Origin of the sequence: Halomonas sp. HMF6819, assembly GCF_044335525.1 — a bacterium.
Classification (GTDB): domain Bacteria; phylum Pseudomonadota; class Gammaproteobacteria; order Pseudomonadales; family Halomonadaceae; genus Vreelandella.
On sequence record NZ_JBIQVY010000005.1, the window covers coordinates 20,377 to 40,137 of the forward strand.

A 19,761-nucleotide genomic window follows, 5' to 3' on the forward strand; every position below is an offset into this window, starting at 1 on the left:
CCTCTCACCCTCCTTCTAGCTTTCAACCCCGGCAGGCTGCGGCAGGCGCCGCTCGAGCAGGTTGATCCAGCGCACCAGCACCGGCGCATCGCTGTGGCTAACGCTTGCCAGCTTTTCGCGGAAGAGCTCGCGCGTCTTTCTATCATCCGGGGCAATATGGGTCAGCCAGAACTCGAGCGCGGCGAGCTCGTGGTGGCGATTGCCCTGCTCGCGAGCGTGGTCGATGGCAAGTTCAGCCAGTGCGGTCACCTCGTTTTTCGAATAGCCCAGCAGGTGGCGCACTTTGGCAAGCTGGGTGGCGATCTCCGGTAAAAACAGGCTGCTGCGCTCACGGGCAATGGTCAAGCACTGATCCAGATACTCCTCGGCGGAAGAGAGCTCCCCAAGCTCGATACAGGCGTCGGCGTACCAAAGTACCGGGCGCTGAAAGCGGTCGCGGCCATTAAGCTCCGCCATTTGATCGAGGCTCTCCTTGAGCCTTGAAAGCCCCGCCGGATCACCGCTGAGCGCCTGCTGCCAGCCAAGCACGCCTTGGGCGGAGATCTGCCATAGCTGCAGGTCCGGCGTGGCGGTCATCGCCGCGGCGCGTTCGGCGTGGCGCGCGGCCAAATGAACGTGACCGAGCTGACGATAGAGCGCGGTGGCGAACATCAGGGCGATGGCCAGCGTCCCCGGGTGGCCAATTTTTTCGGCCAGACGAATCGCCGCGGCGATATGGCGCTCGGCGCGCTGGTAATCGCCGCGAAGACACAGCGTCCAGCCCTGAAAGCAGGCCGCGCTCACCTGGGGGTGCTCCGAGAACGGCAGCCACTCGATCATCATCGGCGCGTTGAGCGGGTCGATCTCATTGAAGTGGTCGAACGCCTGGGCGATACGCCCGGCCCAGTACTCGCACTGGGCGCCGGCGTAGTCGGCGAGCCGACCATAGCGCGGGTCGTCCAACCGCTTGGCGATGTTGGAAAGCGTGGCGGCCAGCGCAAAGGCGTCGGCGTGGGCGTAGCGCTGGCTGCGGCTGAGCCAAAGCCCCCACTTAACCAGAAAGATCTGCTCGAGATCCTCCGGGTCCTCGAGCGGGTCGCCCCCGGCGTTGCGCAAAAGCTCCCGGGCGCTGACGAAACACTCTTGGGCGGTCGGCGAGCCGTGGCCTTCGAGGGCGAAGGCGGCCTGCCCCTTGACGGTGAGAAGACTCACTTCGCGCTCGAGGTGATCCACCGCCTCCCCCAGGCAGCCCAAGCCGAAATCCGCCATCTTGAGCGCCGTGCGGTTAGCGCTGACCTTGAGCGCCTCGCGGGCGGCGAGCTCGAAGTAGCGTGCAGCGCGGGTTTGGTGACCGCTGCGGCGCAAGTGGTTGGCAAAGTCGCCGGGGTGGCGGCTGATCCACATGGGAAAGCGCTCTTCGATCAGCGTGACGACCTGTTGGTGAAGCGCAGTGCGCACGTCCTTCGGGCAAGAGAGGTACGCCGCTTCGTGCAGCAGTTGATGGCTGAACTGATATTCGCTCTCGATGCCGGGCTGCTCGAAGGCATCGATGATTTCGAGCTGGCGCATGTGCTCCAGCGCCTTCAAGAGCCTGCCCTTGTCGGTCTGAGTGGCGGCGAGCAGCATATCCAAGCGAAAACGTCGGCCGAGCACCGCCGCCACGTGAGCGATGTCGCGGTCGCGCTCGAGCTGGTCGACTCGGCTAGTCAAAAGGCCTAAAAGCCCCTTGGGCAGCTCGTTGAACTGAACGCTGCGCCCCTCGCGGCGATCCAAATCCAGCCGTCGGCAAATCTCTTGCAGGTAGAGCGGCACGCCGTCGCAACGCTCGACGATCTGATTTTTGAGTCTGGGGCTCAGGTGGACCTGGTAGCGTTTGGCGAGCTGGGTCAAAAGCCGCCCTGACTGGCCAGCGTCGAGTTTGCCAAGCGATATCTGCTGGTCCCAGTGCAGCTTGACCGGAAGCGATTCGCGGCCGTGGTGGCTGGCCACCAGCATGAAAGCGGTGTTGATGGGGAGCCTGGCCTGCAGCCCGGTCAGCACCTTGAAAGAGGGTTCATCGAGCCACTGCAGGTCATCGATCATCAGCAGCAGCGTGCGGCTTTGCGCCTCGCGCTCGATCAGCCGGTGTAGAAGCCGCGCGACCAGCTCTACGGCGTCGCCGTTTTGGGTGAGCTGGGCGCTATCCTCGACCTCCCTCGCGCCCAGCGCCTGCTCCAAAAGCTCCTGGCGCCCGTCATCAAGAGACGTGATCTCGAGGGTTTGCTGCAGCGCGTGAAGCGCCTCCAGATCAACTGATTTTTGGCAGTGCCAGGCAAGCAGCTGGCGGGCGACGCCGTAGGGCTCCAGCACCGAAAGGCGCGTGGTGGGCAGCCAGCACACCGCCGCGTCGCGGCTGAGCTCGAGCTGGCGAAAGCCGACCATCAGCGCGGACTTACCCATGCCCGTGCCGCCGCGCACCAGAATGCTCTGGCGTAGCCCGATGCTCGCCCGGGCCTGGCCGTCGCGCAGCGCTCTCAACGCGGTTTCACGGCCGATGAGACTTGGCGGGGTGGCATCGCGCCCGCCCTCGTTCTGCCCCAGCACCAGCGCGCGCAGGCGCACGCGGCCATCGCTTGCTACCAGCCGCGACGAAAGCCTGGGCTGCAGATCGAGCGCCGGCGGCATGTGCTGGCTCGCCTCTTGCGAGATCACCAGCTCGCTGCCTTCGGCGGCGCTCATCAGCGATAGCGACAGCTGAGCCACTTGGCCCAGCGGATCGGCGAGCTGGCGCTCCGGCAGATAGACGACCCGGCCGCTGTTGAGTCCGGCGGCGAGCTCGAAACTCGGCGCCTGCTGATCGATACTCCAGCGCCGCGTGATCTCCTGAGGCAGCGCCTGGCGGCAGTGTTCGAACAGCGCCACCAGCTCGGCGAGCTGATGGGCCGGTCCGTGGGTGCCGAAGCAGGCAAGCCCCACCCCGCCGGTCGCGCCAGGCAGCCAAAAGCCGCCCAGGTGATGGCACTGCTGCTCGAGCCAGCGCAAGAGCTCGAGCTGGAGCGTCAGGCAGTGGCGCATGGCGCCGCGCTCCTGCCAGTCGCCCTGGAGCGTCAGGCGAATGGCCATGACCGAGAGCTGGCGCAGCTCGATTTCATCCTCGCGTAGCGGTTTGCTGTCGGCGGCCAGCGCCCGCGAGTAGGCGCCCTGGGGGCTAACGATCTGCGGGTCGACCTGGCCGTCGGACCAGTAGCTTGCCAGCTGTAGAAAGCCGGGCTCGGGCTGCTGACCCGAGAGCGCCAGCAGCTGGAGGTAGCTTTGGTACTGCTCGTGGGCCGCGGCCATGTGGTTGTTTTCAGCCAACTGGCGCACCAGCCGCTCGTGAAACGGGCCGTAACCAGAGAAGCAGCTGACCAGCTCCTCGATCACCGCGTCCGGCACGTCACTTTGCGTCTCGAGCACCTGTTCGGCAAAGCGGATCACCCGCTGGCGCCACTCGTTGCGCGCCTGCACCAGCCAGCGCTGGAACTCGCTGCAGTTGGCAAGCTGTAGTTCCTCGACCAGATCGCCCTGATAGCAGGCCATCACCGCCTCGAGCGTGTCGAGATCCGCCGGGCCTTCGAGAAGCGTTTGCAGCTCGTGTAGATCGACCTGCCAGTGGGCCGGCAGGTTGAAGGCGATGGTCTGACGCGAGACGTTGAGCACCGTGTCGGCGTTGTCGCCAAGCGACTGGCGCAGACAGTGAAGCGCGTGGCGCAGGTTGGTGCGCCCGGAGGAGAGTCCCTGATCCGGCCAAAGCAGCTCGGCGAGCGCGGCGCGATTGACGGGCTGGCGATGCAGACACAAATAAATCAGCAGCGCCTTGACTTTGTCGTAGCTGAAATGGGTCAGTACGTCCTCTCCAAGCGTTAGAGAGAAGTGTCCAAAAAGGGTCAGCTTGTCGATCTGCTTGGCATCGCGCATGAGACTCATCCTGGCTGGACGGGGCTCGACTTAGGCCGGCACACCGCTATGAAAACGAAATGCTGTATCGGGCGAAGTAATCAGCTCGGCTTCACGCGCTACAAAAAAGGCGATGCGATCATCGATCGGCTCCGCCGTTTGCTGCCGCGCCAGCAGCAAGTAATCCTCGAAGTGGCGCCCTTCCGACTTGACCAGCGTGCGATAAAACCGGGCAAGCTCTTCATCGAGGTAGGGGATCAGCCGCGCGAAACGCTCGCAGCTGCGCGCCTCGATCAACGCGCCAATGATCAAGATATCGATCAGCCGCTCGGGTTCGTTGGGCCGCAGGTGCTGTCTGAGTCCTTCGGCGTAGCGCGACGCGCTCAGGTGGGTATAGGTGACGCCGCGACGCTCCATCAACCCGACCACCTGCTCGAAATGGAGAAGCTCCTCGCGGGCGAGCTGCGACATTTTGGCAAGCAGCAGCGGCTGATCGACGTGGCGATACAGAAGATGCATCGCCGTTGAGGCGGCTTTTTTCTCGCACTGAGCGTGATCGATCAGCAGCGTTTCGGGGTTGGCCAGCGCCCAGCCCAGCCACGCATCCGGCGTTGGGCATGCCAAAAAGGCGCTAAGGCTTTCCGGCAGCAGGTCCTCGGCGCCAAGCGCGTGATCCTGCGACTTCAGTTCGGCTAACTCTATCGACATATACGGTTACCAAGCGCCCTTACTAATGAAATACGGTACAACGCCCTGGCGCGGCGTCCGTGTCCTTGGGCCATCGCCCTTTTGCAACCTTTAACGGCAATACGCTCTTTAACGCCAATACCATAACACGTGTTTAACTCAACTTTGGCTCAGCTTCGCGCAAGGTTTAAAGCCGCCCTGAGGTCTCAAGCGTTGACAGCGGCCCGCGCCTTTAACGCTCACATTATTAAATGGTCTATAGCGGTGTGATTGCAAACGGCTTTTAACGTGATACGAGAGTGCGCGTCAGCGTTGAGGTCTCCACGTATCGAGAAAAGCCAGCTTAAACGAGCGTTTGGCACACTGGATAGCCCGCTAAATGGTCAGTGACGGTTGCTCGCTTAACATTGTCGACAGTTTCACGTAGAATCGCCGCCATCCATTAGACGCTGCCTATCAAGCGACTATCACGTGCCCAGGCATGCCCGAAACCGTGCGGGCGGGCCGGGTACCATCAAGAAAACGAGAGGGCCCCAACGTGCTTGAAGCTTATCGCCAACATGTCGAGGAACGCGCCGCCGAGGGCGTACCACCCAAGCCCCTGAACGCCGAACAGACCGCGGCCTTGATCGAGCTTTTGAAAAATCCGCCGGCCGGAGAAGAGGAGTTCGTTCTAGAGCTGCTCACCAACCGCATCCCGCCGGGCGTCGACGAAGCCGCCTACGTCAAGGCCGGCTTTCTGACCGCCGTTGCCAAGGGCGAAACCGAGTCACCGCTGGTCGACAAAACGCATGCGGTCAAGCTTCTGGGCACCATGCAGGGCGGCTACAACATCGTTTCACTGGTAGAGCTTCTCGACAGCGACGAGCTTGCCAAGGAAGCCGGTGAGCAGCTCAAGCACACCATCCTGATGTTCGATGCCTTCCACGACGTGGAAGAGCGCGCCAAAAACGGCAACGCCGTGGCAAAAGACGTCATCGCCTCCTGGGCCGAGGCGGAGTGGTTCCTCTCCAAGCCCGCGCTCGAGGAAAAAATCACCCTGACCGTGTTCAAGGTCCCCGGCGAAACCAACACCGATGACCTCTCCCCGGCCCCTGACGCCTGGTCGCGCCCGGACATCCCGCTGCACGCCAACGCCATGCTCAAAAACGAGCGCGAAGGCATCAAGCCCGAAGCGCCCGGCACCCGCGGCCCGCTCGATCAGATCAACGAGATCAAGGACAAAGGCTTCCCGGTCGCCTACGTGGGCGACGTCGTGGGTACCGGCTCCTCGCGCAAGTCCGCCACCAACTCGGTGCTGTGGTTCTTCGGTGACGACATTCCCTTCGTTCCCAACAAGCGCGCCGGCGGCTTCTGCTTTGGCGGCAAGATCGCGCCGATCTTCTTTAACACCATGGAAGACTCAGGCGCCCTGCCCGTCGAAATGGATGTCGAGAAGCTCGAAATGGGCGACGTCATCGACATCTACCCGTATGAAGGCAAGGTGTGTAAGCACGGCACCGACGACGTCCTTACCACTTTTGAGCTAAAGACCCAGCTGATTCTGGACGAAGTACGCGCCGGTGGCCGTATTCCGCTGATCATCGGCCGCGGTTTGACCGGCAAGGCGCGCGAGTCCCTCGGCCTTGAAGCCTCCGACGTGTTCCGTCTCTCCGAGCAGCCTAAAGATACCGGCAAGGGCTTTACCCTGGCCCAGAAGATGGTCGGCAAGGCCTGCGATCTTCCCGGCGTGCGCCCGGGCATGTACTGCGAGCCGAAGATGACCACCGTCGGCTCTCAAGACACCACCGGCCCGATGACGCGCGACGAGCTCAAGGACCTGGCGTGCCTGGGCTTCCAGGCGGATCTGGTGATGCAGTCGTTCTGCCACACCGCGGCCTACCCCAAGCCGGTGGACGTGGACACGCACCACACTCTGCCCGACTTCATCATGAACCGCGGTGGCGTCTCGCTTCGCCCGGGTGACGGCATCATTCACAGCTGGCTCAACCGCATGCTGCTGCCGGATACCGTCGGCACCGGCGGTGACTCGCACACCCGCTTCCCGATGGGCATCTCCTTCCCGGCGGGCTCTGGTCTGGTCGCGTTTGCCGCCGCCACCGGCGTCATGCCGCTGGACATGCCGGAATCGGTGCTGGTGCGCTTCAAGGGCAAGCGCCAACCCGGCGTTACGCTGCGCGATCTGGTCCACGCGATTCCGCTTTACGGCATCAAGCAGGGCCTTCTGACCGTTGCCAAATCCGGCAAGAAGAACGCTTTCTCCGGCCGTATTCTCGAAATCGAAGGTCTCGAGGATTTGACCGTCGAGCAGGCCTTCGAGCTTTCCGACGCCTCTGCCGAGCGTAGTGCGGCGGGCTGCACCATCACGCTGTCCGACGAGAGCGTGAGTGAATACCTGAAGTCGAACATCACGCTGTTGAAGTGGATGATCGCCAACGGCTACGGTGACGAGCGCACCATTAGCCGCCGCATCGAAGGGATGGAAGCATGGCTTGCCAACCCGAGCCTGATGCGCGCGGACAAGGACGCGGAGTACGCCGAGATCATTGAAATCGATCTCGAAGAGATCAAGGAGCCGGTGCTGTGTGCACCGAACGACCCGGACGATGCGCGGCTTCTGTCTGACGTTGCCGGTGAGAAGATCGATGAAGTCTTCATCGGCTCGTGCATGACCAACATCGGGCACTTCCGTGCGGCGGGTAAACTGCTCGAGAAACAGCCGGCGGGCAGCCTGAAAACGCGGTTATGGCTGGCCCCGCCGACCAAGATGGATCAGCATCAGCTGACCGAAGAAGGGTACTACGGCATCTACGGCCGCGCCGGTGCGCGGATGGAGATGCCGGGATGTTCACTGTGTATGGGTAACCAGGCCCGCGTCGAAGCGAAAAGCACCGTGGTGTCTACGTCTACACGTAACTTCCCGAACCGCTTGGGTGATGGTGCCAACGTGTACCTCGCCTCGGCGGAGCTGGCGGCGGTTGCCGCCGTCGAAGGCCGCCTGCCAAGCGTTGAAGAGTATCAGCGCTACATGGGTGAATTTGACGCCATGGCCGGCGAGATCTATCGTTACATGAACTTCCACGAAATCGAGGAGTATCAGAAGATCGCCTCGAACGTGATTCCGGTTGCTCAGGAAGCTTAACCGCTTTTTGGTAACCGACCCATCGCCGATGCTCGCACCATCGCAGAGGGGTTATCCGTTTTCCTCTCTGAGTCGATGACCGAACGCCCCGCTCCTCTTTTGAGGGCGGGGCGTTTTTTATCGCCCGCTTTCACCCGTTTCGTTTTTTGCCAAGGAGTGCTGACCCATGACCACCCTGCCCGCCTCTCCCTCAGGCCTTGTAACCCCGGATTTATGCGATGCGCATCCGGAAGTAGCCGTGCTCGACCCGCTGTTCGTGAATATGGGCGGCATCGACGCCTTTTTCGGCCCCGTGCGCACGATCAAGTGCTTCGAGGACAACTCGCGGGTCAAGGAAGCGGTGGCGGAGCCCGGCAACGGCGCGGTGCTGGTGGTCGATGCCGGCGGCTCCTACCGCTGCGCGATGCTTGGCGACATGCTGGCGCTCAAGGCGGCGGAAAACGGCTGGGCGGGGGTGGTCATGTTTGGCTGCGTGCGCGACGTAGATATTCTGGCCACGCTGCCGCTCGGGGTGATGGCACTGGGCAGCCATCCGCGTAGGAGCGAGAAAAACGGCGAAGGTCAGCGCGACATTCCTGTTTCTTTTGGTGGCGTGACTCTCAAATCCGGCCAGTGGCTCTACGCCGATAACAACGGCATCCTCGTTTCCGACACCGAACTTGCCCTCGATTAGAGGGTGTACTGATCGACGACCGAGCGCGGCTCCGCCGCGCGCTCCATCACTTCGAACGTGTTTGCCATGCAGCCGCTGAAACCGCTGGGCCGTGCCCTTTACCGAACGCTCAAGGATCACTTGAGACCGCTGATCGCTTTTCATCTGCTCTACACGCTGCTGGCCTCGGCGCTTTTACTACCGGCCATCGGCTGGCTGTCGCAGAGGCTTTTGGCCACGCTCAACCGCACCGTCATCACCACCGAGGCGCTGACCGCGCTGCTTTTTAGCCCGCTCGGGCTTTTGACGCTGTCGGTGGGGCTCTGGTTCGCCTTTCTGCTGATCTACTGGCAGCAGGCCGGCATGCTGGTCGTGGCGACCCGGGCGCGCAACAACCACTACCAACTGGCCTTCGAGGCGCTGTGGCAAAGCACCCGGCGCCTGCCTTCACTGGCCGGGCTGGTCGTCATTCAGGTGGGGTCGCACCTGTTGCTGCTGGCGCCGTTCATGGTCGCGCTCGCCTGGCTTTTTGACGCGCTGCTCGGCGGCATCGACCTTTACTATCTTCAGCGCATTCGCCCACCGGTGCTCTGGTACTTTCTGGCCTGTGCGCTGCCGCTGGTACTTGCCTGGATGAGCCTGGCCGCCTGGCTTTATCTGCGCTGGATGCTGGCGCTCCCTTTGGTCGCCCTCACCCGCTGCTCGCCTTTGTCGGCGCTCAAACAGAGCGTACCGCTCACGCGAGGCTGGCGCCGCTCGATCGGCATGGTGGTACTGACGCTGCTGGCGCTGATCGTGGCGCTGCCGGTGCTCGTCACTTGGCTTTTTGACCTGGTCGTCACCCCGCTTCTTTGGTGGCTGCCGGAGCGGAGCGTGGTGCTGATTCCGGCGATGCTCGCCTACCTCACCGGCTTTGTGCTGATCACGCTGACCATCACGTTTCTCGGCATTGCGCTGAATGCGCTGCTCTCGGCCTGCCTTTACCAGCAGCTTGGCAGGGGCGAACCGGCGCCTGCGCCCAGCGCGAGTTCTGGGCGCTTCACTTGGGCGCTGGAGCTTGCGGTGCTGTCACTTGCCGGACTGCAGGCCTGGTGGATTCTCAACAGCTTCGAGCTTGGCGACAACGTCAAGGTGATCGCCCACCGCGGAAGCTCCATGGTGGCGCCGGAGAATACGCTCTCCGCGGTGCGCCAGGCGCTGGAGGATCGCGCCGACTACGTGGAGCTCGACGTGCGCCTCACCGCCGACGACGCGGTGCTTGTGTACCACGACCGAAGCCTTACGCGCCTGACCGGCGACCCGAGAGACTTCGATGAGCTGACCCGCGAGGAGCTCTCCGGCTTCGATGTGGGCAGCTGGTTCGGCGACGCCTTCGCGGGCGAGACCATTGCCGGGCTCGACGAGACGCTGGAAACGGTGCGCGGGCGGGCGGGGCTGATGATCGATATGAAAGCCGCCCCGGAAAACCAGCAGCGCCTGGCCGAGGCGGTGCTGGCGGCGCTGGATCGGGAGTCGGATATTCGCTATCGCTGCTGGGCGAGCCAGCCAAGCGCGCTGAACGCCATGAGTGAATGCGGCTTTCCCAACGCGCTTTTGGAGATGCGCGTGGCGACCATGACCCCCGCGATTGCACGCTTCATCAAGGAGCAGGCGCCGTCACTCAGAGTGACGCTGCTGGCCCAGCTCATCCTGCCGGGCACCCTTGACCGGCGCCAGTTCGACGCCCTGGGGCTTCGACACAACCGCATCACCCACCAGGAGATCGAGCTCGCCGCGCGCTACGGCTACGAAATTCATGCCTGGACGGTGAACGACCGCGCTCGGATGTCGACGCTGATCGACCTGGGGGTCGATGCGATCATCACCGACTACCCGGAGCGGCTCAACGCGCTCAAAAAAGACCGCCAACGCTTGAGCGATGGCGGTCTGATGCTGGTGAAGCTGCGCAACTGGCTACGCGAGTAGCCAGCTGTAAAAGGCTATTCGCCCATCACGACGCCTTCACGACGGGGATCGGCGCCGCCGAAGAGCGTGCCGTCTTCCAGCCGGCGAATCGCCTGAAGGCCGCTGGTAAGCTCGCGCTCGCTAACGTTGTGCCCGCGCTCCATGAGCGAGCCGATGGTGGCCTCGGGAAAGCGCCCCTCTTCGAGCCAGACGTCGCCGCCGAGCGTCACCGCGTGGGGCAGGTTCAGCGCCTCCTGAGCGCTCAGACCCCAATCGCGCATGGCCAAAAGCGTACGCGCGGTGTAGGAGATGATCGCGGCGCCGCCGGGGGAGCCCAGGCTCGCCACGAAATCGCCGCTCTCCTGGTCGAACACCAGCGTCGGGCTCATGCTCGAGCGCGGGCGCTTGCCGGGCTCGACCCGGTTGGCCACCGGCTCACCGTCGACCTCGGGCGTGAACGAAAAATCGGTCAATTCGTTGTTGAGCATATAACCGCCGGCAAGCTCGGTGCCGCCGTCGGCCATGATGCGCGAGCCAAACGCCTGCTCGATGGTGGTGGTCATGGCCAGGGCGTTACCCTCTTCATCGACGATGCTGATGTGGCTAGTGCCGTACTCAGGCTGGGTCGGCTGGCTTGCGTAGCTCACCTCGAACTCGCCGGGGTTCCCGGGCTCGGCGTTCTCACCCATGCTCGACTCTTCGATCAACTGGCTGCGGCTTTCCAGATAGGCCGGCGCCAGCATCAACGTCCAGTCGCCGCCCGGCGCCTCGACGAAGTCCGGGTCGCCGATATAGCGATTACGGTCGGCAAAGGCGAGCCTGGACGCTTCGAGAAACTGGTGGAGCCAGCCGCTGCTGGCCGCCCCGTTGTCCAGCGGCGCTTCGACCATCGGCTGGCTTTCGAGCATGCCGAGAATCTGCATCACCGTTAAATGCCCCGAGGACGGCGGCGGGAAGCCGCACACACGCCACTGCTGCCAGGGCGTACAGATCGCCTCCCGGTTGACGCTTTCGTAGCCGCTTAGATCCTCGAGCGTGATCGCGCCGGGGCGCTCTGGGTGGTTTTGCACGCGCGTTACCAGATCCTCGGCGACCTCGCCTTCGTAAAACGCGCGGCTGCCTTCATCGGCAATACGGCGCAGCACTGCGGCGAGCGCCGGGTTGGTCAGCGTCTCGCCGACCGCGAGCGCCTCGCCCGCCTCGTCATAGTAAAAGCGCGCCGCCAGCGGATCATCGCGCAGCGCCGGGTCATCGGCCAGGCTCGTGTGCAGGCGCTGGCTGACTTCGAAGCCCTCTTCGGCCAGTGTGATCGCCGGCACGAACAGCGAGGCCCAGTCGAGCTGGCCATGAGCGGCGTGGGCGGTTTCCAGCATCCGCAGAGTGCCGGGTACGCCCACCGAGCGTCCGCTTGCCACCGCGTCCATGAAGGCCATCGGCTCGCCCTCTTCCATGAAGAGGTTTTCATCCACCGCCTGGGGTGCGGTTTCGCGGCCGTCGAAGGCGCTAACGTTTTCGCCGTCGTAATACATCAAAAAGGCGCCGCCGCCGATGCCGCTGGACTGCGGCTCGACCAGGGTTAGCACCATCTGCACCGCGATGGCGGCATCCAGGGCGTTACCGCCGGCCTTGAGGATTTGGTAGCCCGCGTCGGTCGCCAGCGGGTTGGCGGCGGCCACGGCAAATTTCTCATTTGCCCAGCCGGGCTTTTCTTCATAGCCCGACCCTACCTCTGGCGTCACCGATGGCGTTTCGTAGGTGAAGCCAAAGCTGTAAAGCGGTACCAGCAGCAGGCCGGTCAGGGGCAGCGTTGCCCGTAGTAACTGCATGATCACTCCTTTGACGTCTCAACGCGTAAACGCCGGCACATCTGAACGGAAAAAACGGGGTTCGACACTCACTCAACAAGATAGCCTATAAAACGCATCCGCCCGGCACAACGGCCGGGCGGATCGAGGCTCTAAAAAAACGTATTGATTTAGGCGATGGTTTCACCGGCCAGCATGAACCAGGTTTCCAGCACCGCGTCCGGGTTGAGCGAAACCGAGTCGATGCCCTGCTCCATCAGCCACTTGGCAAGCTCCGGGTGATCCGAGGGCCCCTGGCCGCAGATGCCGACGTACTTGCCTTTCGCCTTGCACGCCTGGATCGCCATGGAGAGCAGCTTTTTGACTGCCTCGTTACGCTCGTCGAACAGGTGCGCGACGATACCGGAGTCGCGATCGAGCCCCAGGGTGAGCTGGGTCAAATCGTTAGAGCCGATCGAGAAGCCGTCGAAGTACTCCAGAAACTCGTCAGCCAGCAGCGCGTTGGCGGGCAGCTCGCACATCATGATCACTTTCAGGCCGTCCGCGCCGGCGCTGCGCTCGAGGCCGTTAGCAGCGAGCAGATCGACGACCTGTTTCGCCTCGCCGGGTGTGCGCACGAAGGGCACCATGATTTCGACGTTGGAAAACCCCATTTCGTCGCGCACCCGCTTGAGCGCTTTGCACTCGAGCTCGAAGCAGGGCCGAAACGACTCGGACACGTAGCGCGAGGCGCCGCGGAAGCCAAGCATCGGGTTCTCTTCGCCAGGCTCATAGAGCTTTCCGCCGATCAGGTTCTCGTACTCGTTGGACTTGAAGTCCGACAGGCGCACGATCACGCGCTGCGGGTAGAACGCCGCCGCCAGCGTCGAAATGCCTTCAACGAGCTTATCGACGTAGAAGCTGACCGGGTCATCGTAGCCGGCGGTGCGCGCATCGATCACCTGTTTGAGATCCGGCGTCTGACGGTCGTACTCCAAGAGTGCCTTGGGGTGAACACCGATCATGCGATTGATGATGAACTCGAGACGCGCAAGGCCCACACCGGCGCTCGGTAGCCCGGCAAAGCCAAAAGCGCGGTCCGGGTTACCGACGTTCATCATGATCTTGAACGGAATTTCCGGCATGGCGTCGACGCTCGACACCTTGCACTCGTAATCCAGCAGCCCTTCGTAGACGTTGCCGGTATCGCCTTCAGAGCACGATACCGTGACATCCACGCCCTCGCGCAGCGCCGTCGTGGCATCGCCACAGCCGACGACCGCTGGAATGCCGAGCTCGCGGGCGATGATCGCCGCGTGGCAGGTGCGCCCGCCGCGATTGGTGACGATCGCCGAGGCGCGCTTCATGATCGGCTCCCAGTCCGGGTCGGTCATATCGGTCACCAGGATGTCGCCGTCCTGGATCTTGTCCATTTCGTCCGGCGTCATCACGATCTTGACCGTACCGCTGCCGATCCGCTGGCCGATAGCGCGCCCAGTAATCAACTTGCGGCCTTTCTCCTTGAGGTGGAAGCGCTCGAGCTTGCCGCCTTCCTGCTGGGAAACCACGGTTTCCGGACGCGCCTGCACGATGTAGAGCTTGCCGTCGTCGCCGTCCAGCGCCCACTCGATATCCATCGGCCGCTGGTAGTGCTTCTCGATGATCATCGCCTGGCGGGCAAGATCCATGACCTGCTCGTCGTTGATACAAAAGCGCCCGCGATCGGCAAGCGGCACGTCGACGGTGGCCACGGACTTGCCGGCGCTGGCGCTTTCGCCGTACACCATCTTGATCAGCTTGGAGCCGAGCGTGCGACGCAGTACCGCCGGGCGGCCGGCCGCGAGCGTCGGCTTGTGAACGTAGAATTCGTCCGGGTTGACCGCGCCCTGCACCACGGTTTCACCCAGCCCCCAAGAGGCGGTGACGAACACCGCGTCGCGGTAGCCAGACTCGGTATCGAGGGTGAACATGACGCCGGAGGCGCCGGTTTCCGAGCGCACCATTTTCTGCACGCCGGCGGAAAGCGCGACGTTTTCGTGGGCGTAGCCGCGGTGTACGCGGTAGGAGATCGCGCGGTCGTTGAATAATGAGGCGAACACTTCGTGCACGGCGCGTTTGACGTTCTCAAACCCTTCGATGTTGAGGAAGGTCTCCTGCTGGCCAGCGAAAGAGGCGTCCGGCAGGTCTTCCGCGGTGGCAGAGCTTCGCACCGCGGCCTTGAGATTCGGGTGACGCTCCTGAAGTGCCGAGTAGGCATCGCGCAGCGCGGCCTCGAAGCTCGGCGGCAACGGTGTATCGATGATCCACTGGCGGATGGTGCTACCCGCCTCGGCAAGCGCCTTGACGTCGTCGACGTCCAGACGCGCCAGCAGCGCGTTGATACGGTCGTTCAAGCCTTCATGGGCGAGAAATTCGCGATAGGCGTGAGCGGTGGTGGCAAAGCCGCCGGGGACGGTGACACCGGCTTCCGCCAGGTTGGAGATCATCTCGCCGAGCGAGGCGTTCTTGCCGCCTACGCGCTCGACGTCGTTCATGCCCAACTGCTCGAACCACACAATGTACTCTTGCACGCAACACCCCTTTTTTCGTCAACGGCTAACGTCCACCGCGCCTTGAACCAGGTGACGGGGCAACCCCGCCATGTCGGTCACTGTCATCGAGCGTGTCACCCTATCACTCGCCCCTCGTATTCGCCATTAGTCTAAGTAACAAGTCACTGAAGGTTTTTTACAACATACCGGCGTTAAAGGGCTTTTCTGTAGTCGAGCGCCTGCGAGCGGCCTTTGGCTTCGCGTTTGCGACACGTTGTGCTGGCGCGGTGAAGCGGTAAGAATAGCGTTTAACTTCATAGGCAGGGGAACGACATGAAACGCACGGCGTTTTTCATTTCCGACGGGACGGGCATCACCGCCGAGAGTCTGGGGCGAAGCCTTCTGGCGCAGTTCAGCGGCGTCGAAATCACGATGCTGACCAAGCCCTATATCGATACGATCGAGAAGGCCCAGGCGCTGGCGGACATCATCGATGCCACCGCCAACCGCGACGGCCAGCGCCCGATCATCATCGACACCATCGTCGACCAGGACATTCGCGATGTGATCCGCCGCGCCGAAGGCTTCAAGGTCGATGTCTTTTCGACCTTTCTCGAGCCGCTGGAACAGGAGCTTGCGACCCACTCCTCCTACAGCGTGGGCCGCACCCACGCCATCGGCAGCGACGACGTCTACATGGATCGCATCCATTCGGTGCACTTTGCCCTCGATAACGACGACGGCGCGCGCACCCACCAGTATGATCAGGCGGACGTCATTCTTGTGGGCGTGTCGCGCTGCGGCAAGACCCCCACGTCGCTCTATTTGGCGCTGCAGTTCGGCATCCGTGCGGCTAACTACCCGCTGACCGAAGACGACCTGGACGAGGACGGAAGCCTCAAGCTACCCAAGGTACTCGCCGCGCACCGCCACAAGCTGTTCGGGCTGACCATCGACCCGCGACGGCTCTCGGCGATTCGTAACGAGCGCCGCCCCAACAGCCGCTATAGCTCGATCGATCAGTGTGTGCAGGAAGTCGAACAGGCGGCCTCGCTCTACCGGGCGATGAGCATTCCGTTCATCGACACCACGCGCTTCTCGATCGAGGAGATCTCGACGCGCATGATCGCCGAAACGGGGCTGGCGCGGCGCTTCTCACCGCGTTAAACAGCGCGATCGAAAACGCCCTACAGCCCCTTGGGCGCAAAGATTCCCGGGGCATTGCGCCAGTAGCCCTTGTAGTCCATGCCGAAGCCGAACACGTAGCGATCCGCCACTTCGAGGCCGCAGTAGTCGGCCTTGAGGCCGGGCGCGGCCTTGCGGTCGTGCTGCTTGTCGACCAGCACCGCGGTCGTGACGCTGGCCGCCTGGGCCTCTTCGCAATACTTCAAAATCGCGGCGAGCGTGGCGCCTTCATCGAGAATGTCGTCGATGATCACCACGTGGCGCCCGGCCATGGGCACCTCCGGCGAGACGCGCCAGAAAAGCTCGCCGCCGCGCAGCTCGTTGCGATAGCGCGTGGCGTGCAGGTAATCCACTTCCAGCGGAAAGCCCAGGCGCGTCAGCAGATGCCCGGTGGTGATCAGTCCGCCGTTCATCACGCAGTAAAACACCGGCAGCTTGTCGCCCAGATCCGCAGTGATGGCCTCTGCCATGCGGTCCAGCGCTTCTTCGACCTGCGCCTGGGTGATCAGGCAGTCGGCGTTATCCATCAGTTCGCGCATCGAATCCAGCGATTCGAGGGCTTCTTTATCGAGTTTGGCCATCGTGGGGCTCCGGCGGTTGGTATCAAAAAAACGAAGCGCGATCAGCCATCCGCGCTTCAAGAGTTAAATGGAAAAGTTGAATCTGGAGCGAAGTGCGTTAATCGACGAGCTCGCCAAGCCTTGCATTGGTGCGGCGCCAGCGCTTGAGCGCAGAGAGCGCCTGAAGATCCGGTCTTGCACGCGCGTAGCGCAGCTTACCAATGCGCTTGTTTTCGAGCGCCTGGCAGTGGCCCACCACCTTGAGCGCAGCGTCGCGATCATTACATACGAGCAGCATGTCGCAGCCCGCCGCCAGCGCCGCCTGGGCGCGATCAACGGGGCCGCCCGCTACGTGGGCCCCGGCCATGGTGAGATCATCAGAAAAAATTGCGCCCTTGAAACCGAGCGATTCTCTGAGCATCCCAAGCCAGGCGGGAGAGAACCCGGCCGGGCGCGAATCGAACGCCGAATAGACCACGTGGGCAGGCATGACGCCATCAAGTTGGGACGCCAGACGGATAAACGGCACCAGATCGCGGGCCTTGAGGTCGGCAAGCGGGCGGGCATCTTCGGCAAGCGTCAGGTGGGTGTCGGCTTCGATACCGCCGTGGCCTGGAAAGTGCTTGCCGATGGCAGCCATACCCGCCTCGTGTAGCCCCTGGATGAAGCGGGCGCCAAGCGCGGCGACGTGTTCGGGATCAGTGCTGAAGCTGCGATCGCCGATCACGCTCGACACTCCGCTTTCGACATCGAGCACCGGCGCGAAGCTCACGTCGAGCCCGCAGGCCGCCATCTCCATGCCCAACAGCCAGCCGGTGTCGCTTGCCAGCTGCCCACCCTGCTCCGGGTCTTCGGCGTAAAGCTCGCCGATGCGCGCCATGGCGGGCAAGCGCGTCACGCCGGTTTTGATGCGCTGGACGCGCCCGCCCTCCTGGTCGATACCCAGCAGCAGGTCGGGTCGAATGCGGCGGATGTCTTGGCACAACGCGCGGACCTGCTCGGCGCTTTCGACGTTGCGTGCAAACAGGATCACCCCGCCAACGGCGGTATCGGCCAGAAGCGCTTTTTCGGCGCGCGTGATAAAGGGCCCTTCGAGGTCGAGCATGACCGGGCCAAGCGGTTGCGTCATCGGCATCTATCCAGCAAAACGGGCGGTCATTCTAGTCGATCGCCGCGCTCAAACAAAACTGGCGGCTCGCGTCTCAGCTATGGAGCCAAACCGGTGTACCCGGCACGGCAACGTCAAACACCCAAAGCAGGTCCCGATTTCTCAGGCGAACGCAGCCGTGGGACGCCGCAACGCCCATTGGCTCATCCGGCGGCGTGCCGTGGAGGTAGATATAGCGGCGCTGAGAGTCGACTGATCCGCCACGGTTGACTCCGCGCTCGAGCCCACAGAGCCAAAGAATACGCGTCAAAATCCAGTCGCGCTCCGGGTGTTGTTCGCCCAAAGCGGGCGTGAAGACTTCACCGGTAAAGCGGCGCCCGCGAAACACCGCGTTCTCGGCAAGCCCCGCTCCAATCGAGGCGCGCACGTAGTGCCAGCCGCTTGGCGTTTGGCCGCTGCCCTCGTTTTGCCCCACGCCGTTTTCGCCAGTCGACACCGCGCACTCGTGCACCACGCACGTGCCCTGCCAGGCGCGAAGGCACTGCTCGGTGAGGTCGATTTCAAGCCATGGCGCCTCTGCGGGCGGCAGCTCAGCCAGAATGGGCGTGATCATGATGGGCCTCCTCGAGCGCCGGGGGCAACGGCGCGTTCATGGCGGAAACGACCACCGGGCGCAGCCGGCGCACCAGATCGCGCACCGACACCTGCTCGTTGTACTCCTTGGCGGCGATGTCGCGCAGCGCATCGAGCCCGGAGAGCGTAAAGATCACCGTGCCGAGCATGAAGTGCAGCCGCCAAAAGCGCTCAGCATCGGGCAAACCTGGCGTTGCGCGGCGAACGAGCTCGACAAAGCGAGTGAAAACGTCGCCGTACTGCTCCTGGATATAGCGGCGAAGATGGCCCTGGGCCTGGCTGTAAGCGAGCCCCAACAAGCGCATGAACACTTTCAAGCTATTACGCTCGGCCGGCACGGTCAACACCGTTGTAGCCATGGTTTCGAGCAGCACTTCGAGGGGAATCTCGTCATCGCCGTAGCGGGCGTGTAGCTCGTCCAGCGCTTCGTGAAAGCGTTGGCTGAAGGGGTCGAGATAGCGCGCGAATACCGCTTGGATCAGCGCTTTTTTCGAGCCGAAGTGGTAGTTCACCGCGGCGAGGTTCACCCGCGCTTTGCTGGTGATATTACGTAGAGAGGTTTCCGCAAAGCCGCGCTCAGCGAACAGCACCTCCGCCGTATCCAGAATACGCGTGACGGTATCAGACTGCGCCATGGCGCCCTCCAGAAAAACGAGTGTTTAAAACATCGCGAAATAGTAGGCCATTAAAACCCCGGGCTCAATCGCCCAAACCCCTGATATGCCCTCTTTTAAAGGCGAACGGCTTTATAATCCGTGGCTTGAGTCATATACTGGACAGAGGAACATACTGTATACTTAAACACATATATTTTAGTCATTTTTCATAGTTACCTTTTACCCCGGAGTCAGCCATGCCTCGTCCTCTTACCGTACGTCAGCAGCACGTATTCGATTTTATCGTGAAGACCATGAACGAGTACGGCTACCCACCCACCCGCGCTGAAATCGCCAAGGCGCTGGGTTTTCGCTCGCCCAACGCCGCCGAAGAGCACCTGCGCGCGCTGGAGCGCAAGGGCGCCATCCGCATCATTCGCCACACCTCGCGCGGCATCCGCCTGCCCAATCAGGAAGGCGTCGAGGCGCCGGAATCCACCGCTGATGCCAGCGAAAGCATCGAATCCTCGACCATGGGCCTTCCGATCATCGGTGAAGTCGCCGCGGGCAGCCCGATTCTGGCCGCCGAGCATATCGACCGCTACTGCCCGCTGCCGGCGGAGTACTTCACGCCCAAGGCGGATTACCTGCTGCGGGTTCGCGGGCTATCGATGAAGGATATCGGCATTCTCGAAGGCGATCTGCTAGCGGTACACCGCACCGAGCGGGTGCGCGACGGCCAGATCGTCGTAGCGCGTTTGGAAGACGAAGTCACCGTCAAGCGCTTTCGCCGCGACGGCCACCAGGTCACGCTGCACGCCGAGAACAGCGATTTCGCGCCGATCGAAATCGACCTTCGCACTCAGCAGCTCGATATCGAAGGCGTCGGCGTCGGCGTGATTCGTGGCGGCAGCGGCCAGGCGCTGGGTTAAGCTGAATTATACGGCGAGAGACTGCCCTCTCTAACGTGCCGGGCAGCCCGGAGCGAGGGTCTTACGCCAAGGATGGCGTAAGTAGCGTACAGGGAAGTATTCACAGCGCCCTC

The 19,761-nt window shown here is 62.9% G+C and carries 13 protein-coding genes; 5 read left to right on the top strand and 8 right to left on the bottom strand.

The genetic code is table 11. The annotated features are described in order from the left end of the window. Positions 1–15 precede the first annotated feature (15 nt). Complete coding sequence (locus tag ACGLWX_RS14350; RefSeq protein WP_396240681.1) at positions 16–3,915, bottom strand: AAA family ATPase; 3,900 nt, start codon at positions 3,913–3,915, stop codon at positions 16–18. 30 nt (positions 3,916–3,945) lie between these two features. Continuing rightward, positions 3,946–4,602, bottom strand: a complete 657-nt coding sequence (locus ACGLWX_RS14355) for a tRNA-(ms[2]io[6]A)-hydroxylase (protein ID WP_396240683.1) — start codon at positions 4,600–4,602, stop codon at positions 3,946–3,948. A 517-nt stretch (positions 4,603–5,119) separates the two neighbouring features. Between ACGLWX_RS14355 and acnB the strand changes: the two genes are divergently transcribed. The 3 genes from acnB to ACGLWX_RS14370 all read left to right on the top strand — a co-directional run bounded on the left by acnB (position 5,120) and on the right by ACGLWX_RS14370 (position 10,340). Then, a complete protein-coding gene (gene acnB / locus ACGLWX_RS14360) occupies positions 5,120–7,723 on the top strand; it encodes a bifunctional aconitate hydratase 2/2-methylisocitrate dehydratase (protein ID WP_396240685.1) in 2,604 nt (867 codons plus the stop codon). A gap of 166 nt (positions 7,724–7,889) precedes the next feature. Then, positions 7,890–8,396 carry a ribonuclease E activity regulator RraA gene (rraA, locus tag ACGLWX_RS14365; RefSeq protein WP_396240687.1) on the top strand — a complete coding sequence of 169 codons (507 nt, stop codon included), beginning with the start codon at positions 7,890–7,892 and terminating at the stop codon, positions 8,394–8,396. 66 nt (positions 8,397–8,462) lie between these two features. Then, positions 8,463–10,340: a glycerophosphodiester phosphodiesterase family protein gene (locus ACGLWX_RS14370; RefSeq protein WP_396240689.1), complete on the top strand. Its 1,878-nt coding sequence runs from the start codon at positions 8,463–8,465 to the stop codon at positions 10,338–10,340. A 14-nt stretch (positions 10,341–10,354) separates the two neighbouring features. Here ACGLWX_RS14370 and ggt read toward each other — a convergent pair whose 3' ends face one another. Together ggt and ppsA are read right to left on the bottom strand one after the other, a co-directional pair. After that, a complete protein-coding gene (gene ggt / locus ACGLWX_RS14375; protein ID WP_396240691.1) occupies positions 10,355–12,145 on the bottom strand; it encodes a gamma-glutamyltransferase in 1,791 nt (596 codons plus the stop codon). Between the two features lie 149 nt (positions 12,146–12,294). Then, the gene (ppsA, locus tag ACGLWX_RS14380; RefSeq protein WP_396240693.1) at positions 12,295–14,673 is read right to left on the bottom strand and encodes a phosphoenolpyruvate synthase; all 2,379 of its coding nucleotides are present in this window, start codon (positions 14,671–14,673) and stop codon (positions 12,295–12,297) included. Between the two features lie 294 nt (positions 14,674–14,967). Here ppsA and ACGLWX_RS14385 point away from each other — a divergent pair, with 294 nt between their 5' ends. After that, entirely contained in the window at positions 14,968–15,801 is an 834-nt protein-coding gene (locus ACGLWX_RS14385) for a pyruvate, water dikinase regulatory protein (RefSeq protein ID WP_396240695.1), read from the top strand. 20 nt (positions 15,802–15,821) lie between these two features. Here ACGLWX_RS14385 and ACGLWX_RS14390 read toward each other — a convergent pair whose 3' ends face one another. The 4 genes from ACGLWX_RS14390 to ACGLWX_RS14405 all read right to left on the bottom strand — a co-directional run bounded on the left by ACGLWX_RS14390 (position 15,822) and on the right by ACGLWX_RS14405 (position 18,755). Next, positions 15,822–16,400 (bottom strand): hypoxanthine-guanine phosphoribosyltransferase, encoded by a 579-nt coding sequence (locus ACGLWX_RS14390; protein ID WP_252109215.1) that lies wholly within the window; start codon positions 16,398–16,400, stop codon positions 15,822–15,824. A gap of 97 nt (positions 16,401–16,497) precedes the next feature. Then, positions 16,498–17,508, bottom strand: coding sequence for a beta-N-acetylhexosaminidase (gene nagZ / locus ACGLWX_RS14395; protein ID WP_396240697.1), 1,011 nt, complete (start codon positions 17,506–17,508; stop codon positions 16,498–16,500). A 73-nt stretch (positions 17,509–17,581) separates the two neighbouring features. Then, positions 17,582–18,100 (bottom strand): L,D-transpeptidase family protein, encoded by a 519-nt coding sequence (locus ACGLWX_RS14400; protein WP_396240699.1) that lies wholly within the window; start codon positions 18,098–18,100, stop codon positions 17,582–17,584. Beyond that, positions 18,078–18,755 (bottom strand): TetR/AcrR family transcriptional regulator, encoded by a 678-nt coding sequence (locus tag ACGLWX_RS14405; RefSeq protein WP_396240701.1) that lies wholly within the window; start codon positions 18,753–18,755, stop codon positions 18,078–18,080. The genes ACGLWX_RS14400 and ACGLWX_RS14405 overlap by 23 nt, the downstream gene beginning before the upstream one ends. A 218-nt stretch (positions 18,756–18,973) precedes the next feature. Here ACGLWX_RS14405 and lexA point away from each other — a divergent pair, with 218 nt between their 5' ends. Continuing rightward, complete coding sequence (lexA, locus tag ACGLWX_RS14410) at positions 18,974–19,648, top strand: transcriptional repressor LexA (protein ID WP_396240703.1); 675 nt, start codon at positions 18,974–18,976, stop codon at positions 19,646–19,648. Positions 19,649–19,761: the final 113 nt, after the last annotated feature.

Bases quoted from the DNA above. Each gene is read 5' to 3' on its own strand.
- ACGLWX_RS14350 (WP_396240681.1), bottom strand. From the start codon at position 3,915: ATGCGCGATGCCAAGCAGATCGACAAGCTGACCCTTTTTGGACACTTC.
- ACGLWX_RS14355 (WP_396240683.1), bottom strand. From the start codon at position 4,602: ATGTCGATAGAGTTAGCCGAACTGAAGTCGCAGGATCACGCGCTTGGC.
- rraA (WP_396240687.1), top strand. From the start codon at position 7,890: ATGACCACCCTGCCCGCCTCTCCCTCAGGCCTTGTAACCCCGGATTTA.
- ACGLWX_RS14370 (WP_396240689.1), top strand. From the start codon at position 8,463: ATGCAGCCGCTGAAACCGCTGGGCCGTGCCCTTTACCGAACGCTCAAG.
- ggt (WP_396240691.1), bottom strand. From the start codon at position 12,145: ATGCAGTTACTACGGGCAACGCTGCCCCTGACCGGCCTGCTGCTGGTA.
- ACGLWX_RS14385 (WP_396240695.1), top strand. From the start codon at position 14,968: ATGAAACGCACGGCGTTTTTCATTTCCGACGGGACGGGCATCACCGCC.
- ACGLWX_RS14390 (WP_252109215.1), bottom strand. From the start codon at position 16,400: ATGGCCAAACTCGATAAAGAAGCCCTCGAATCGCTGGATTCGATGCGC.
- nagZ (WP_396240697.1), bottom strand. From the start codon at position 17,508: ATGACGCAACCGCTTGGCCCGGTCATGCTCGACCTCGAAGGGCCCTTT.
- ACGLWX_RS14400 (WP_396240699.1), bottom strand. From the start codon at position 18,100: ATGATCACGCCCATTCTGGCTGAGCTGCCGCCCGCAGAGGCGCCATGG.
- ACGLWX_RS14405 (WP_396240701.1), bottom strand. From the start codon at position 18,755: ATGGCGCAGTCTGATACCGTCACGCGTATTCTGGATACGGCGGAGGTG.
- lexA (WP_396240703.1), top strand. From the start codon at position 18,974: ATGCCTCGTCCTCTTACCGTACGTCAGCAGCACGTATTCGATTTTATC.